Origin of the sequence: Streptomyces sp. CAI-85, assembly GCF_013363615.1 — a bacterium.
Lineage (GTDB): Bacteria > Actinomycetota > Actinomycetes > Streptomycetales > Streptomycetaceae > Streptomyces > Streptomyces antibioticus_B.
The window spans coordinates 12,503-30,396 of sequence record NZ_JAANNX010000019.1 but is presented as its reverse complement, the minus strand read 5'-3'; the positions used below and the strand labels follow the sequence as shown (position 1 = coordinate 30,396).

Below are 17,894 nucleotides of genomic sequence, written 5' to 3'. Positions count from 1 at the left end.
CACTCTCTCGCTCGGGAACGGCACCCCCGCAGTCCAGTCACCCGGGACGAACACGGGCAACCTCTCCCGGTCACCGGGAACCGGCATCCAGGAGGAAGAGGTTTACGGGGATGTGGCGTGCCTAGGAAACACGCCGACGGTCAAGGCTACGGGGCCCGGCTCGATGAATCAAACCGGGCCCCGTCTCTCATGCCCGCCGCGTCACCCGAGCCAGTCCGCCCGCCGGGCCCGGCTGCCCCGCCCGTCCCCTTCGACGGTGTAGGCCAGGGCCTCGGCGAAGCTCGCGCCGAGATCCCAGACCGTGCGGACTGTCACGGCGACCACGGTTCCGGAGGCACTCACGTACGACCGGAACTGCGACGACCACATGCCGAGGGGCGAGAAGTCCTCCCCGTACCGGTCACCGATGGTCACCGACTCCTCGAAGGAGTCGATGCACGCGTCCACCGGGTCGATGTACAGCGACGATCCCGGCTCGCGCTCGGGCGCACTGCGGACGGTGAGCCCGCCGTACTCCGACCAGATCCGCCGGGCCAGCGGATGCGGGCGGTAGCCCACCGCCTCCAGTTCCTCGACCCAGTGGGAGACGTCGACCTGCCGCCCCTCGGTCCACCCCGCGCGCCGCAGGGCCTCGCGGACGGCACGGCTGTCATTCGGCAGCGTCATAGGTCCCCATCGTTTTCCTGACCACCGTCTGGCACGACTCCACGCACGGGTTGGCCAGGGTACCGCTCGGTTTGGGCGATCCGACGGGACGCACCCGCAGGGTTCTGAAGTGCCCGCCGAAGACCGCCGAACCGCCCTCGGCCTTCTGCGCCTCGTTCATCGCGCAGACCTCGGAGCAGGTGCGGCGGCCGTTCGCGCCGAGGACGTCGTCCAGGGCGGAGTCCGGCTCGATGCCGTGGTCGGCCTGCGTACGGCCGTAGTACCGCTTGCCGGACGGCGACTTGTACTCGGTGACGAAGTCGGGGGTCGACGCCTGGTTGGCTCCGCGGTTGGCCTCCGCGTAGTCCTCCAGGGTCGTTCCGTCGGCGGCCGGCCCCGGCCGCGGGTCGCAGTTGTGGACGAGCAGCGGGGTCGACTGTGCGAGGACGTAGTAGGTGTGGATGCCGTCGATCGTCAGATCGTGCGTCCGCTGCATCTTGTGGTACGGGCGCACCGACGTCAGCTCGGCCGTGGCACCCGAAGCCGTGTGCAGCCGCATACCGGGGCGCAGGTCGCCCGCCTCGACCCACCGGTTCAGGGAGTCCACCCAGAACGGGTGCGTGGTGGTGGAGGTGATCGCCTGGTCCTTGCCGCCGGTCCCCTTCACCGTGAGGTCGACGAAGTGCTTGTCGTCCTGGGTGACGATCGTGCCGACGACCTCACGGACCGTGGTCCGACCGGTCGCGGGGTCGGTGACGACGACCCGGTCGCCCAGCTTCACGTTCTCGATCGGCTTGGCGGAGCCGCCCTTGAGCAGCACCTTGGTGCCGGGCAGGAAGCTGTGCACGACCTCGCACGACTTCTTCTTCTTGAGAGCCGCCGCCGCCTTCTTCTTGGCGGCGGCCAGCTTCTCCGCGGCCTTGGTGAACCCGGCTCTCGCCTTGCCGACCGCCTTGTTCGCCTTCCAGAGGGACTTGGCCCCGCCGATGAGATCCCCGACCAGGCCGGTGACCCGCTTGGCGAGCTTGATGCCCTTGGCCCAGTTCCACGGGGCGCCGTACTTGGCGAGGATCTTGCCCGCCAGGCCGCCCGCGAAGCTGCCCGCGATGTTGAGCAGGGTCTCGCCGCACGCCCCGACGTCGCCGGTGGAGATGCAGTCCAGGGCCGCGTCCACACCGAGGATGTCCCGGGCGATCTTGACGAGGGCCTTGCCCGCCGACTTGATGCGCTGCTTGGCCGCCGACTGCTGGCCCTCGGCCTGGGTGACGTTCCGGGACGCCTGGTCGACGTCCGACTGGGCCTTCTCGGTCTCCGTCTTCGGGATGTACGGCATCCCTCCGCGGCACTCGATCAAGCCCTCCCGGCATTCCGGGATGATCATGCCGCTCGGGTCGGCGTGCGTGACCGGGGAGTTGTTGGCGTAGGCGTACCCGTTGATCTGCTGGGGCTGGGTGTAGTCGATGACCGGGTCGACGGAGATGAACTTGCCGATCACCGCGTCGTATTCACGCGCCCCCAGATGGGTCAGGCCGGTCGAGGCGTCGATGGTGCCGCCGACATAGCCCTTCTCCCCCGGCCAGGCGCCGGTCTTCGCGCCCCGCTCGACTCCGAAGGGATCGAAGCGGCGCTGGGATGTCGCGCCGGTCGCGGAGTCGATCGCCACTTCACCGGTGCCGTGGTGGTCGGAGGCGATGAAGGAGACCTTGCCCGCGGTGCGGACGGCGACGGACTGGCCGGCGAACTCGTAGTAGCGAGTGGCTTCCGTCCTGGTGCCGTCGGCCGACAGCTTCAGTTCGGTGCCGGGCAGGTAGACGGTCGTACCGGTGGGGTCCTTGCGGACGAGCCGGTTGCCGGAGGAGTCGTAGAGATAGGTGGTCTTCGCGCCGTCCGCCTCCGTGGCCTCGCTGAGCTTGCCGCGGTCGTTCCAGACCAGGTTCTGAGCGTTGCCCCCGATCGTGCGCTTGGTCGTGTTGCCCGCGTCGTCGTACTCGTACGTCGACTGACGGTCACCGGTCGGCGTGTTCTCGGTGATCTTGGTGACCTGGTGCGGGCCGTCGCCCTTCGCGCCCGCGCCGCCGTACTCGTAGTCGCGGGTGATGTTCTTCGACGCGTCGAGGCCGGTGTCGTGGTTGACCTCGGAGACCCGGTTGCCGATGGCGTCGGTCTCGTAGGACTTCCAGTACGGCGCCGGGCCGCCCAGCGCGCCGGTCCCGGCGGCGGCGTCACAGGCCGTGGGACCGGTGCCGTCGACCGGGGTGGTGGAGCCGCGGGTACCCGATCCGGCCGCCGTCGCGGCGGTGGCCGCCGGGGTCCAGGCGTCCTTCAGCCGCTGTCGGCCGTCGTAGGCGAAGCACTGCGCGTCCGGGGACGCCGAGTTCGCCGTGTCCGCGATCGACAGGACGTTGCCGGCCTGGTCGTAGGAGTAACGGGAGTCCTTCGCCGGGGCGGTGGCCCCGTAGACGTCGGTCACCGAACGGGTCAGCCGGTCGGTGCCCTTCTCGTAGGTGTAGGTCTGCCAGACCTTCTTGCCGCTGCCCGTGGACAGTTCGAGCTGCTGCACGAGGCTCTTGCCCGAGTACACGGTGTTCGTGACGTACGACGTGGAGCCCGTCATCGTCGTGGGGCGCTGGAGGCCGTCGTACGTGTAGGTGAGCACCTCGGCCGGCAGGTCGCCGACCGCGGGCAGACCCGTGCTCTGGAGGGTGCCGTCACGGTTGTACGTGCTGGTGTAGACGTGGGTGCCCGCGAGCGCTCCCTGCGAGACGGGGATCTGGTAGGCGGTCTTCAACGGCCGGTAGAACTCGTCCATCGACTGGACGGCGGTGCCGAAGTACTCCGTCGGGGAGACATAGCTCAGGAAGGCGTACGCCTGGCCGAGCCAGCCCGCCTTGTCGTACCTGGTCTCGCTCAGCTTGGTGCCGGTGCCGGCGTCGCCCTGCCAGGTGGAGACCACCCGGCCGAGCCTGTCGTAGACGGTGGACGTCTTCTTGTCACGGCCGTCCCAGGTGACCACGGGGCGGTCCAGCTCGTCGTACTCGGTGCTCGACGTACCCGCGTCCGGGTCGACGGTCTTCTTCTGGCGGCCCAGTTGGTCGTACTCGTAACGCCACACATTGTTCTTGGCGTCGGTGACCGTCTCCAGTTGACCGTTGCCGGTGTACGTGTACTTCGTCGCGTCGTACGGGACGCCCACCCCCGGCGACGCGCCGCGGTAGTGGCGGACCTCGGAGACGTTGCCCTGGCCGTCCGTGACCGTCGTCGTCGGGACGCCGCCCACCGGCGGGTCGACGTGGGTCAGTTCGCCGTCGTACGAGGTCTTCGTGCGCCACTGCTCGGCGCCCGAGACCGCGAAGATCTGGGCCGTCGTGCGGCCCAGGCCGTCGTACTCCATCAGGCTCTGCTGGCCGACCTGGCCGTTGCTGACCAGCAGCAGTTCGTCCGTGGCCGCGCCGGAGGCGTTGTACGTGGCGTTGGTCTTGCGGACGTTGCCCGTCCCGTCGTACCAGGTGTCCGCGACCATCCGCGTGCCGTCCGGACCCTCGGTCTGGATCTGGCGGGCGCGCAGCATGCTGTCGTAGAGCTGGTACTCGGCGCCGTAGGAGCCGTCGTTCTCGATCTTCTCGGTCTTGATCGAGGTGACCTTGTCCTTGCGGACGGTGTACCCGTACTTGATGCTCGGCGTCTGCGTGGACGCGCGGTCGGGGAGCCAGACCGAGGTCAGGCGGCCCATCGCGTCGTAGGCGAGGTCGGTGCGCTTGCCGTTCGGGTCGGTCTGGCCCTTGGACATGCCCCAGGCGGGGGCGTAGTCGGTGACGGTCGCGTGGCCGAGGGCGTTGGTGACCGTCGTCTTGGTCAGCAGACCGTTGGTCTCGGCGTAGACGGTCTTCGTCTCGTCCGTCGTGCCGATCTGCTTGGCGTCCTTCTGCGTCAGCGGACGGCCGTACGCGTCGTACGTGGTGGCGCCGGTGACCTGGTACGTGCCCGTGGTGCCGTTGTGGGACGTCAGGCGCTCGGTCTTCGTGGCGTCGCCCTTGGTGGGCGCGGCGCCGAAGGCGAGGTTGTCGTACGAGGTGCGCTCGTCCGCCAGAACCTGGGACTTGCGGTCGGGCGTGGCCGAGCACTTGACCGACACGGCCTCACTGCGCGCGGGCAGCGACAGGATGTTCTTCGCCGTGTTGTCCGCGTACGTGGTGCGGGTGCAGGAGTCGTCCTTGGCCGTCGAGACATCGCCCAGGTCGTCCACCGTCAGCACCCGGCCGGTGCCGTTGGAGGTGTCGTACGTCGTCGTGGACTTCGTCTCCAGCCAACTGCCGTCCGACTGGAGGTTGAAGCCGCGGCCGGTCTCGCCCCGGACGATCACCGCACGGGTGGTGCCCCAACTGCGCGTCTGGGTCGCGGAGTAGTGCTTCCACGGGGTCTGGATGCTCTTGGAGATCAGCTTGGTGCCGTCGTAGGTGGCGGCTTCGAGCTGGTGGCCCGTGAACTCCTCGTCGTCCGTGTACTCGGCGCCCGTGGAGTCCTTGACCTTCACCGAACGGGTTCCGCCGTCGGGGTCCTTGTCGCCGTCCATGCCCTGCATGAACGTGTAGTCGACGCGGGTCTTCTGGACGTCCGAGGTGCCGCTGGTGACCTTGACCTTGCCGTAGCCCTGCCAGCCGCCCCAGGTCAGGTACTTGACGTCGGTGATGCCGTCCGGCTTCGCCTTCCGCCAGGCCGCGTCACCCTGGTAGTCGTAACGGGTCACCATCGAGTCGCTGCCGCCGGTGCGGTCGGTCTCGATGACCGCGGAGACCACGTACTTGTGGAACCAGTCGGTGATGGGGTCGATGTAGCCCGGCGGGGCCCACTTCACCGGATAGCAACGCTTCGTGGACTCACCCGGCTTGGGCAGGCTCGCCTTCGCGCAGTCCGTCGCCGCGTACGTCACGTCGAGCTGCGCGCCCGTCTCGCTGAGCACCATCGACAGACGGAAGCGGTGGAACGGCGCGATGTTGTCGCCGATCGCGTCCACCCGGTTGGCGAGCTGCTCACCGAACAGGTCCACGGACGGCAGCTTCACCGCCGCCGTTCCCGCGCGGCCCTCGTGCTCGATCTTCGTCAGCCACAGCGTCTTGGAGTCGTCACCGTTGTCGGTGAACAGGTGCGTGAACAGCCACGCGTCCACGTCCGAATAGGACGTCGCGTCCTTGCGCATCTGCGTGACGACCGACGTCAGCCGCTTGGTCGTCCAGAACGTCTGCACCGGCGAGGTGCACTTCGTGCCCGACTTGCACTCCTGGTCGACCGGCACGTCCGGCCACTTCGCGGCGTTCGCCTTCGTCCGCTTGCTCTCCGCGCAGTCGAAGTCCGCGGTGGGCAGGCAGCGTTCGGCCGTGTTGAACACGATCCGCGCCGGCGCCTTCGCCGCGTACACCTGGCCGTCGCGCTGACCGTAGTCGATCCGCTTCAGCCAGCCGCCGCGGTCGTACGACGTCCCGTTGACGTCCGTCTTGCCGTTCAGGGCATAGAAGTTGGTCTCACGGTCGTAGAAGTAGGACATCACGTTGCCGTGCGTGTCCTTGACGTAGTCCAGGCTCCAGCGCCACGCCTGCTTGCAATGCGCGCTGGTGAACGTCGAGTTGTAGCAGGGCTCGCCCGAGTCGTCACCGAACACCGGCGCGGTCCAGACCGAGTTGGTCTCCTCGTTGCCCGACGCCCAGCCCGGGAGGCGGTTGAGGCCGAACCAGTACTCGGTGCCGTCGGACGTGGTGATCTTCCAGTGCTCGCCCTTGTCGTCGGCACTGCCCTCGTCGCCGTTGGCGGCGCCGGTCAGCCGCTCGACCTTGGAGCCGTCGTCGGAGGACATGTGCCACTTGCCGGTGGTGTCGTCCTTGACGAGTTCACCGGCCGAGCCGTTGAGCATGACGGTGGCGTTCTCGAACGCCCAGCACTGCTCACCGGAGTTGTCGTGCCCGTCGTCCGAACAGGGCTTGTAGCGGCGCTCGATGTAACCCGGGTCGTAGGAGAAACCCTCACCGATCCAGGAGCCCTGGTTGTTGGTGGCCGAGGTGCGGCCGTCCGCCGACTGGGAGGAGTAGCCGAGACCGACGGTCGGCGTCAGACCTCCCGGGGTCGGCACCGAACGGAACGGGTAGTTCCAGTTGAAGGCGCCGGAGGAGGTGGCCACGCTCCAACTGGAGGAGGGGGCGAGGGCCGTCGCCTTGTAGGTGCCCTGCGCGCCGGACGGTCCGGCCGCGACCGCGACCAGGGAGGCCGTGCCGCCCGCCATGGTGGAGACGCCCTCGGCGGAGGCCGGGGCGGCGGTCACGTCGGCGGAGAGGGTGCCCGTCTCGACGTCGTTGACCGTCGGGAGCGCCTTGGGCTGCTCGGGGCAGTCCTTGCTGCCGGGCTGGGCGATCGTGGCACAGGCGGGAAGCTGGACGAGCCGCAGCCGGGAGCCGTAGGAGCCGCCGAAGCCCTCGGCGAACTCCGAGTAGTCGACGGTCAGGCGCACCGTGCCGGCCCGGTCCGCGCCATCCGCGCGCTGGACGCCGAGGAGGGCGCCGGCGCCGAGCTTCGCGGCGCGGGCCGGGTCGAGGACGTCGACACGGACCTTGTCGACCGACGGCGTGGCCTCGGCCTCCGCCTTTGCCTTGGTCCCCGCCTTCACCTTCGTCTTCGGCTTCGGCTTCGGCTTCGGCTTCGCCTCGGTGACCTTGACCGGCAGACCGCCGGCCTCCGCGGTGGCGCCGATCTTCAGTTCGGTGCCGCCCTGCCTGGGCCACACCGCCTTGTCGAGGCCCTTGACCGCGGCCTTGCGCGCCGGGTCGGAGGGGCGGGACTTCGCTTTCGCCGAGGACCCCTTGGCAGGATCCCCGTCGTCCTGGACACCGGGGCGGCTGGTGCGGCCCCGGTTCCCGTCGTCGAGCGCCAATGCCTGGACCGAGGACGCGGACAGCGCGAGCGTGAGCCCGAGCACTGTCGCGGCCAACGCCGGTCGGGGCATGCGGCGGCTCAATGAGCGGCCACGGAGGAACATCCGTCTGCTTCCTGATCGTAGAAGTGGAGGTGAGGTGGGGGTTGGGGTTGAGGACAGGTGTGCCGGGCCTTGAAGGGGCCCGGCACACCTGTTCATTGACGATCCGTCACATGTCCGGTACGGCCGTCAGCGCGGCCATCTGCTGCACCGCGATCGCGTCCGCCGCACCGCTGTAGACGCGGACCTCGTCGATCGCGCCGGCGAAGTACTCGCTCGCGCCGCGCAGCGAACGGCCCACTTGGAGACCGCCGGTGGCGGACCACAGGGTCGTGTCCTTGCCGTAGGCACCGGCGACGAGCTGCCCCTCGACGTACAGCCGGAGGGAGTTGGCGAACGCGTCGTAGACCACCGCGAGGTGCTGGCCGGAGCCGCCGGTGTCGGGCAGTGCCTGGTCGTCGGTGAAGGTGACGATCTCGGGTGCGGCCACGTCCGTCTTGGCGACCGCCAGCTCCCACTGGCCGGTGGCGGCCTGGTAACGCACCTGGAGACGGTTGGCGTTGGCGCCCGGCAGGGACAGCACCGTCTGCGACTTCTCCGGGTCCAGCGAGGTGAGCTGGGCGCGGGCGGTCACCGTGAAGCTGCTGTTGCCGGGGACCGGCGCGGTGGCGGTGGACGCGTAGTCCCCGTCGCCGTCCAGAACCAGGTTGCCGTCGCCGACCAGGGCGGCGGTGTCGAACAGCGGGTCGGCCGGGCGGTAGACGGAGGCGTTGCCCGCGAGGGTCAGCGCCTGTCCGCCGCCGGTCTCCGCCGAGGCGCCGCCGGTGGCGTCGTCGAGCTGCCAGTAGCCCTTGCGCAGCGGCTTGACCGTCATCAGCTCGGCCACCTGGGTGGACGGCAGGACCCGGTCGAAGACGCGGACCTCGGCGAGATCACCGGTGAAGTGGTCGCGGTAGCCGCTCTTGGCCGTGGACCGGCCGATCTGGAGCGGACCGTACGACTTCCAGGCGGAGCGCCGTGCGGACGAGCCCTTCAGGTCCTTGTTGACGTAGAGCTGGAGCTGCGGGCCGCCGGCCTTCTGGGCGTCGTAGACGCCGGTCAGCAGCACCCACTGGTCCTTGACCGGGGTGACACCGGTGGAGACGGCCTTCCACTCACCGAGCGTGTCCACGTCGTCGACCGGGACGGCGAACTTCCAGGTCCCCGCCGACGCGTCGTAGCCGAGCGTGAAACCGGGCTCGCCGGTGCCGTCCTGGCTGACGACCGCCATGTTCCTGCCCAGCGAGGTGGGCCGCACCCAGGCGCTGACGCTGAAGCTCTTCGACGTGTCGAGCACGGTCTCGCTCGCGTCGAGGTAGGACGCCGAACTGCCGTCGAAACGCGCCGCCTTGTCGACCTTGCCGCCGGGGCCCTCCGCCCCGAAGGTGACGGCGCTGCCGGCGGTCGCCGAGAACTGGCCGCTCTCGTCGTGCGCCTCGGTGTCCCCGGCCGGGTCGGCCAGGTTCCACTGGGCGACGACCGGCTTGCCCTCGCTGACCAGGAAGTCGTAGTAGTTGCTGCTGGCGTGGGTGGCCTTGTCGATCGCGACGACTTCGAGCACCTGGCGCCCGGCACGGGTCGGCATCCACTGCACGGAGACCGAACCGCCCGGCTTGGACGGGGTGAGGGTGGTCATCGCGGCGCCGTTGAAGGAGTACTGGTACTTCACGACGTCGGTGTCCGGGATGGAGTCGTTCGGGTTCGGCGCGATGGAGAAGGTGCCGTAGGTGCCGACGCCGTCGTGGTAGACGGTGTCCGACGGGTACTGCTTCGACAGGACGAGCGGCTTGCCCGGCCAGGTCTTGTCGAAGGTGAACTCGCAGCGCTGCGGGGTGTCGCCGTCGTAGCTCCACGGGCCGTAGCCGTCACCGTCGTAGGCGCGGGCGCTCCAGTAGATGGTGGTGTTCTGCGGGATCGACGACTTCACGGTGTGTGTGAACTTGGTGCCGGTCGTCGGGGAGAGCCAGTCGGGGGTGAGATACGTGTACGAGCCGGGGTTGGTCCCGCCCCACTCGACCTTGAACTCGACCTTCACCTTGTCGGTCTGGCCGTTGCCGTGGTCCGGGTCGCTCGCGATGGCCTGGAGCTTCGGCGGCACGTCGGTGGTGGCCCGGTTGGCGCCCCACTTGCAGACGCCGCCGGGGTCCGTGGACATGTCGGACGTCTTGATCTGGCGCGGGAGGTTGTTGTACTTCACCGACAGATACGCGTTGCCGCAGATCCGCTTCCACTCCGCGAACCGCGACTCGTCGGCGGCGCGCAGACCCAGCGTCATGCTGTTCCAGCCACCCGACGCGGCCGTCTTGATCTCACTGGTCAGCTCACCGCTCGCACCGCTCTCGAAGTGCAGATTGGCGTTACTGGAACAGGACGTCGGCGAGATCGCCTTGTCCACGGTCTGGAGATAGTCGTCCCAATCGTCCTTGGTGTTCGACCAGTTACTGGACGACGAGAGGCTGTAGTTGGCGCCGCCGATCCGGTAGAGCTGGATCGGCTCCGCCGTCGGGGACGCGCTGTAGATGTGCTCCACGCGCGCCGAGAACGTCGCGCCCAGAATCTGCTTCCCCTTGTAGAAGGACAGCGGCATCGTGAACATCACGCGGCGCACGCCGACGCCGTTGCAGGACACCGGGTTGTAGTCCGTCGGGCACTTGCCGACGCCGGCGCTGCCCGAGTACTTCCAGTCCTGCTCGCTCGGCATCCCGGACATGACGCCGGTCCACGAAGTGCGCGAAGTCGTGCGCTGGATCGGGTCGATGACGACGGGGAAGACCGTGCCCTCGCCCTGGAGCAGCTTCTGATCGGGGACGAGGGTGAGCGTGTCCTTGCCGACCTCGATGCCGAGAGGGGCCACACGGCCGCCGCCGCCCGGGCCTTCGAGGGCGGGGGTGGGGGTGGGGGTGGACTGGTCCGCGGTCGTGGCGGCGGCGGACTTCAGGGCCTTGGCGACGGCCTTGGGACCCTGCTTCTTGGAGGCCGACTCCTCGACCGCGGCCGAGTCCCACATCGCCGGCTTGCCCGCCTCGAACACCGTGCCGCCGACCACCGCGTCCTCCGCGAGGATCGCACCCGTGGCGTCCTCGGCGACCTTCAGGCCGTCCGTGCTCATCCCCAGATCGACCTCGGCCAGCCGCGAATCCGCCGCCGCCTCGGGCGTCTTGACCACCAGCAGATGACCGAACCCGTCCGCCTCCGCACGGACGGTCAGGTCGACGCCGGGCAGGACCTCGGCGTAGGTGGCGGTGTCGCCGTCGATCCTCGGTGCGGGCAGGTCGCCGTACGGCCAGGTCAGCGCGAACTCCCGGCCCGCGCGCCGCATCGTCACGAACGGCTCGCCCGCCTCGCCTCCGGAGAAGGCGAGGTCGACGGTCGCGGCCTTCGGGCCCCAACTGCCGTCGGAGTGCTCGACCAGCGTGGCGTCCACGTCGACCCACTTGCCGGACCGCACGGTACGGACGGGTTCGGTGTACTCGCGGGCGGTGAACGTGCCGTCGGGCTCGGCGAAGATCTCCCTGCGCTCGGTGCGCAGTCCGACGACCTCCTTGCGCTTGCCGCTGTCCTTGGCGGCGGCGAGGGCCTGCTGCTCGGTCACCAGCGGCTGATCGGCGGCGACCGGCGCGGGGCCGTCCTGGCCGGCGCCGTACGGGAGGGCCGCCGCACCGGCCACCACCGCGCCGGTGACGACCGCGGCGACGGCGGCGCGCAGCACGAGGCCGCGCCGTATCGGTCGCCGTATCGGTCTGTGTCTGTCTGCGGACACGGGTCCACTCTCCAGTCGGTTCATGTCTGTCTCACGAGGGCAGGGGCACGGCACGGCCACCGGCCCCCTCCTGTCGGGGGCCGGGCCGGTGCCGATGCCGTACGGGGTCCGGTCCGTCAGCGGACGGTCGCGCCGAAGGCGACGCCGGTCGCCGGGAGGCCGCCCTCGCCGGGCTTGAACGTCACGGTCGGGGCGCCGCCGGAGGCGACGTTCCACGGGAAGCCGTGGACCGCGCGGGCCTCGGCGGGGCCGTAGGGCATGCCGACGTAGAGGACGGACGGGGTCGCGGCCAGGGAGAGACCGGCGAGCTGGCGCGGCGCCGGGACGCCCGGGACGCCGTAGCCGGGGTCGATCCACTGGTCGGAGGCGCCGGCCGGGCCGACCAGGGGGACGATCTGGACGCCGCCCTTCTCCGCGTGCTCCTCGGAGGACTCCTCGCCGGGCACGCCGATGGCGAGCCGGGTGGTGGTGGCCGTGGAGACGGCGTTCGGGGAGGTGTTGACGGCGGCGAGCCGCTTGCCGAAGAAGTCGCCGGGCTCGGACTCCTGGTCGACGTCGGCGGAGTTCTGGTCGATCCAGGCGGTCTCGGTGAACGAGCCCGCGGCCGAGACGCGGAAGACCTGGACGGCGCCCGCGTCGACGGTGGTCGAGAGGTCCTCGCCGGGAACGCCGACGGCGAGGAGGGACTCGGTGGTGGAGGTGGCGCCGGAGGCGCGGTACGGGACCATCGCGAGGGCGGCGCCGAACTGGTCGCCGGCCTCCTCGGCTCCGCCGATCACGTCCTGGTCCTGGGCCATCCCGGCGGTGGGCTTGGGGTAGCCGGAGGTGAGGGCGTGGGTGAACAGGGCCACGCCGCCGGCGAACGGGACGGTGCCGATGGCCTCGCCGGGGGTGCCGACCGCGAAGTGGGTCGGGGTGGCGGCGATGGTGGAGCCGAAGCGGTCGTCCTGCTCGGCCGCGCCGGGGACGGCGCCCGCGGTCTCGGTGTCCTGGCCGTTCATGGTCACCGTCATCGCGGTGCCGCTGACGTAGTAGAAGGCGCCCGCGTCGTCGATGGTGCCGAGGGACTCGCCGGGGCTGCCGATGATGAGATACGGCTGACCGGCCGAGGTCTTGCCGGCGGCGACGGCGTAGCCGACCCAGTCGTCGGCCTCGGGGCCGCCGCCGAGGGCCTTGCCCTCGCCCTGGTAGAACTCGCGGACCGGCTTGGTGCCCGCGTTGATCCCGCTGGTGGAGCCGAAGACGACATGGACGGCGCCGGAGTCGGGATTGGTGCCGATGTCCTCGTACGGCGAGCCGAGGACGAGGTCGCTGCATCCGTCGAGGTCGGCGTCGTAGACGGCCATCGCGTAGCCGTACCGGTCGCCCGGCTCGGGGACGCCGGGGATGTTCTCCAGGGACTGGGTGAGCGTCACCTGTCCCTTGCCGCCGCCGTAGACGACGTACACGGCACCCGCCTCGGGGACGCCGGCGTCGGCCGCCTCCGGGTCGGCGATCACGGTGTCGCGTAAGCCGTCACCGTTGAAGTCCGACTCGACACCGGAGGGACACGCCACGGCGGCCGCGGCCGGTGTGACCCCGGCCCCGATCCCCCAGGCGATCAACGCCCCCGACACCACCGCGGCAGCACTGTGCCGCCAACGCCACGTTTTCCCCACCGTGAACTCAGCCTCGCCCCGTTGGTCAAGAAAGAACCGACAAACAAACGCCAAAGATCATCTCGGCCGTGACGCGTACATGCAAGAGATTGTTCAACGGCGAACCCATGACATGGATCACAGATTCGCCACAACGGGCGCACAGATATGGACAGTTGACGAAGCCGCCCGAGCCGCCCCCGGCGGCCGCACCGCGCACCGCGTTTCCCTCCGCCCCTCCACCCCTCGGCGGGATTCCCCGGGGCCCGTATGCTCACCGGGCGAACCCAGACACCGGAAGGCGAAGAAGTGAACTACAGGGTCCAGCCCAGTGCGCAGGTCGACGGGAGTGCCGAGATCGGTGCCGGCAGCAGTGTCTGGGACCTCGCGCAGATCCGTGAGGGCGCGCGCCTCGGTGAGGGGTGCGTGATCGGCCGCGGGGCGTACGTCGGCTCGGGCGTGCGGATGGGCGACAACTGCAAGCTCCAGAACTACGCGCTCGTCTACGAGCCCGCCGAGCTGGGCGACGGCGTCTTCATCGGCCCGGCGGTCGTCCTCACCAACGACCACAACCCGCGTTCCGTGGACCCCGACGGCAAGCAGAAGCGCGGCGGCGACTGGGAGGCCGTCGGCGTCAAGATCTCCGACGGGGCGTCCATCGGCGCCCGCGCCGTGTGCGTCGCGCCGATCACCATCGGCCGCTGGGCGATGATCGCCGCGGGCGCCGTCGTCACCAAGGACATCCCCGACTTCGCCCTCGTCGTCGGCGTCCCCGCCCGCCGCATCGGCTGGGTCGGCCGCGCCGGCGTCCGCCTCACCGAACGCACCGACGAGCCCGGCGCCTGGGAATGCCCCCAGACGGGCGAACTGTACGACGAGAAGAACGACGTCCTGACGGAACGCTCCGTCTGACCAGCACCGCACCGCCAGACCAGCACCGCACGCCGAGGACCACGAAGAATGGATGAGCAGTGGGCATAGCCCGTCAGTCAGGTGAGCCGTCCGGGAGCCTGGCCGGTCGTGGCCGTCTGCCGTCGCTGACCGGGTTGCGGTTCTGGGCGGCCCTGGTCGTCGTCCTCTACCACCTCTCCCGTCAGGCCGGGCGCCTGCCGGTGCTGAGCGACCTGGCCTGGTACGGCCGCAGCGGTGTGACGTTCTTCTTCGTCCTGTCCGGGTTCGTCCTGGCGTGGACGTACGACGGGAAGAGCGTGCCCGCGAAGGTGTTCATGTGGCGTCGCTTCGCCCGGATCTGGCCGATGCTCGCCGTGTCGGTGGTCGCCTCCGTCGCCGCCTGGCACGCCCTGGGCACGGAGTGGTCCCGCAAGGGCGTCGTCGCGACGCTGCTGCTGGTCAACGCCTGGGTCCCGGAGCAGGCACTGCTGAAGGGCGGCAATCCGGCGGCCTGGTCGCTCAGCGACGAGGCGTGGTTCTACGCCACGTTCCCGCTGCTCATGGCGCTGCCGCTGCTGCGCACCTCGCGCCGCCGGCTGTGGGTGGCGGTCGCCGTGTGCGCCGCCTCGCTCGCCGTGTGGCTGGCCGGCTCGGAGATCACCGACCTGCTGACCCGCCGCTGGTTCCTCGACTACTTCCCGCCGGTCCGGATGCTCCAGTTCGTGCTCGGTGTCGCCGCCGGACTCGCCGTCAAGCGGGGCTGGCGTCCGCCGGTCAACCTGCCGGTCGCGGTGGCGCTCGTGGTGGCGTTCCAGGTGGCGCTCATCCCGTGGTCGCGTGCCGTCCCGGACTCCGCCTGGAACAGCGCGTACAGCGCTTCGCACCTGCTGTCGGCGCCGCTCTTCGCCGCGCTGGTCTCCGCGGCCGCGTACAGCGACCTCCGGCGCCGGACCACCGGTCTCGGCGGTTCGTGGATGATCCGGCTCGGCAACTGGTCGTTCGCCTGGTATCTGATCCACGAGATCGTGCTGCGGATCCTGCTGGACGTGACCGGCCGCCCCGGCGGCACCTTCGACACGGCCGTTTTCTGGGCGCTCGTGCTGGGGGTGAGCCTGGCGCTGGCGGGTCTCGCCTACCACTGCGTGGAGCATCCGCTGGAGCGCTTCCTGCGCCGCGTGGGACCCCGCGTGCCCGAACGGCCACGGCACGTCAAGGACGAGGCCCTGCCGGTGTCATGACGCCGCCCTAGTCGGCGGCGGGGCGTGGTTCCGGGGCCGGTGTCGCTGTGCCTGTCGCCGCCGGCGTCGGTCCCGGCTGCCGGGCCCGGTACCGCTCCACCAGCACCGGCACCCCCAGGATCACCGGCATCCACATCAGGACGCCGAGGCGGTCCGCCTCCTGGGGGAGGGGGTGGTTGGTGAGGACGAAGGCTCCGGTGAGGGCCGTGGCCGTGGCGAGGGGGCCGAGGCCGTCGCCGTGGCGGGTCAGGGTCCAGGCCGCGACGGCGGTGAGGGCCAGGAAGTACGGCATGGCCGCCTGCTGGGCGAACCAGTCCTGCCAGAAGCGGGCGGCCAGGCCGAACAGCCGGGACCAGGGGTCGGGCACCGCCGGGGCCGTGAAGTGGCGTGTGAAGGTGTCCTGGAGCGTCGTCTGCGAGGACGGCAGGGACAGGACCCGCATCGCCACCCCCACCAGGACCGCGGTCAGCGCCGAGAGGCCCGCGAGCACGGCCGCGCCCCGGTGCCGCCGGCGGCGGGAGAAGCACAGCGTTCCCGTCACGGCCACCGCCATGAACGCGGCGAACACCAGGGCCGACGAGTAACGGGTCACCGCGGCCACCGCGTAGGCGAGCGCCACACCGGCGACGGCCCCGGGACCGGCCCGGCCCCGCAGCAGCGCCAGGCCGCCCCACAGCACCCCGAGCACGCACACCGTGAACAGCCCCTCGCCCAGGGCCTGCGCGCTCCACCAGCCCAGCGGCGTGACGAGGAAGGCCACCTGGCCGGTGAGGGCGGCGGCCGGGCTCAGCCCGGCGCCCCGGCGCAGCAGGCCGAAGACCAGCAGGGAGCCGCCCGCCGCCGTGAGCAGGCCGAGCAGCCGCAGACCGTCCAGCACGCCCAGCACGCCGACGAAGGGCACCGCGAGCAGCGGATAGCCGGGGCGGGCGGAGAAGATGGCCTGGTAGCGGGGGTCGGCCGTGGTGATGTCCTCGGCGTCCGCCCACCGGCGCACGCACGAGCGGTCCGCCTCGGCCTCCAGCGCCCGCTCGCTCGTCACCACCGTGGGCCGCAGCCGCGCCTCGTGCGCCTCCTTCCGCGCCCGGCTCACACAGAACGCGGCGAGCGCCGTACGGTGCGCCTCCGCCCGGGACGCGCCCAGGTACTGCTCGGCGGCGCGGGCGTACCGGTAGGAGTCCGGGAACAGGGTCCACCGGTCGCCGGAGGCCGACTGGAGGACGGCGTACAGCACACAGACCAGCAGGGGCAGCGCGACCCGCACCCGGCGCGCTCCGGCAGCGGACACGTGCGGCTCCCCCGGTGACGGACGGCGGACAACAGACGGCGGACAACAGACGGCGGACAACAGACAACAGACGGCGGACAACGGACTGCGGCCCCGGTCCACCGGGTCCCGAGGGACCTGGAGGCCGGGGCCGCATCCTATCGACGGCGGGGCGGGTCAGCCGCCGATGACCACCCGCCGAACACCCTTCCAGGCGTCCGGGTCGGTGGTGCGGCGGCCGTCGACGAGGACCGTGACGTCCGGCAGGTCCGCCGGGGTCAGGGTGCGGTACTCGGCGTGGTCGGCCTGGAGGATCGCCGCGGTGACCGTCTCACCGGCGTGCGGCGGGAGGCCGTGCGCGGCCAGCTCCTCGGCCGTGTACATCGGGTCGGAGACGAACGGCACCGCGCCGCGCGCCCGCAGCGCCTCGACGGTCGGGAAGACTCCCGAGAACGCCGTCTCCTTCACGCCACCGCGGTAGGCGGCACCCAGCACCAGGACGTTGACGCCGGTCAGGTCGCCGTAGGCCGCGGCCAGCAGGTCCACCGCGTACTCCGGCATCGCGGCGTTCGCCTCACGGGCGGAGCGCACGACGGTGGCCGCCGGGTCGTTCCACAGGTACATCCGCGGGTAGATCGGGATGCAGTGCCCGCCGACGGCGATGCCCGGCTGGTGGATGTGGCTGTACGGCTGCGAGTTGCAGGCCTCGATGACCTTCTTGACGTCGATGTCGTTCTGGTCGGCGAAGCGGGCGAACTGGTTCGCCAGGCCGATGTTGACGTCCCGGTAGGTGGTCTCGGCGAGCTTGGCCAGCTCGGACGCCTCCGCCGTGCCCAGGTCCCAGACACCGTTGGCCTGCGGCAGGTCGGGGCGCTCGTCGAAGTCGAGGACCTGCTCGTAGAACTCCACACCGCGGGCGGTGGACGCCTCGTCGACGCCGCCGACCAGCTTGGGGTAGCGGCGCAGGTCGGCGAAGACCCGGCCGGTGAGGACCCGCTCCGGGGAGAACACCAGGTGGAAGTCCTCGCCCGCGGTCAGACCGGAGCCCTCGGCCAGCATCGGCGCCCAGCGGGTGCGGGTGGTGCCGACCGGCAGCGTCGTCTCGTACGACACCAGCGTGCCGGGCTTGAGGCCCTGGGCGATCGCCTTGGTCGCGGCGTCCATCCAGCCGAAGTCCGGGGTGCCCTCGGCGTCCACGAACAGCGGGACGACCACGACGACGGCCTCGGACTCGGCGACCGCGGACGCGGTGTCCGTGGTCGCGCTGAGCAGACCGGCGTCGACGGCCTGCTTCAGCTTGACGTCCAGGTCGTGCTCACCGGGGAACGGCTCGACACCGGCGTTGACCAGCTCGACGACCTTCTCGTTGACGTCCGCGCCGATGACCCGGTGGCCCTTGGAGGCGAACTGAACCGCCAGCGGGAGCCCGATCTTGCCGAGCGCTACTACACAGATGTTCATGGAG

The 17,894-nt window shown here is 70.6% G+C and carries 8 protein-coding genes; 2 read left to right on the top strand and 6 right to left on the bottom strand.

Annotated elements, in window-relative coordinates:
* Nucleotides 1-201: 201 nt before the first annotated feature.
* The 4 genes from G6W55_RS21330 to G6W55_RS39295 form a co-directional block, all read right to left on the bottom strand.
* On the bottom strand, nt 202-666 hold the full coding sequence (locus G6W55_RS21330) for an SUKH-3 domain-containing protein (RefSeq protein ID WP_175522440.1): 465 nt from the start codon (nt 664-666) through the stop codon (nt 202-204).
* A complete protein-coding gene (locus tag G6W55_RS21325; RefSeq protein WP_254876366.1) occupies nt 650-7,630 on the bottom strand; it encodes a polymorphic toxin-type HINT domain-containing protein in 6,981 nt (2,326 codons plus the stop codon). The genes G6W55_RS21330 and G6W55_RS21325 overlap by 17 nt, the downstream gene beginning before the upstream one ends.
* Nucleotides 7,631-7,769: 139 nt before the next feature.
* Nucleotides 7,770-11,348 carry a LamG domain-containing protein gene (locus G6W55_RS21320; protein ID WP_175522439.1) on the bottom strand — a complete coding sequence of 1,193 codons (3,579 nt, stop codon included), beginning with the start codon at nt 11,346-11,348 and terminating at the stop codon, nt 7,770-7,772.
* A gap of 167 nt (nt 11,349-11,515) precedes the next feature.
* Complete coding sequence (locus G6W55_RS39295; RefSeq protein WP_175522438.1) at nt 11,516-13,003, bottom strand: VCBS repeat-containing protein; 1,488 nt, start codon at nt 13,001-13,003, stop codon at nt 11,516-11,518.
* 342 nt (nt 13,004-13,345) lie between these two features.
* Between G6W55_RS39295 and G6W55_RS21310 the strand changes: the two genes are divergently transcribed.
* Entirely contained in the window at nt 13,346-13,948 is a 603-nt protein-coding gene (locus tag G6W55_RS21310; protein WP_175522437.1) for an acyltransferase, read from the top strand.
* 59 nt (nt 13,949-14,007) lie between these two features.
* Nucleotides 14,008-15,165, top strand: coding sequence for an acyltransferase (locus G6W55_RS21305; RefSeq protein ID WP_175522436.1), 1,158 nt, complete (start codon nt 14,008-14,010; stop codon nt 15,163-15,165).
* A 7-nt stretch (nt 15,166-15,172) separates the two neighbouring features.
* Here the strand turns inward: G6W55_RS21305 and G6W55_RS21300 are convergent, their stop codons facing one another.
* Nucleotides 15,173-16,450, bottom strand: a complete 1,278-nt coding sequence (locus G6W55_RS21300) for a hypothetical protein (RefSeq protein WP_175522435.1) — start codon at nt 16,448-16,450, stop codon at nt 15,173-15,175.
* A gap of 156 nt (nt 16,451-16,606) precedes the next feature.
* Entirely contained in the window at nt 16,607-17,890 is a 1,284-nt protein-coding gene (locus G6W55_RS21295) for a nucleotide sugar dehydrogenase (protein ID WP_175522434.1), read from the bottom strand.
* Nucleotides 17,891-17,894 lie beyond the last annotated feature (4 nt).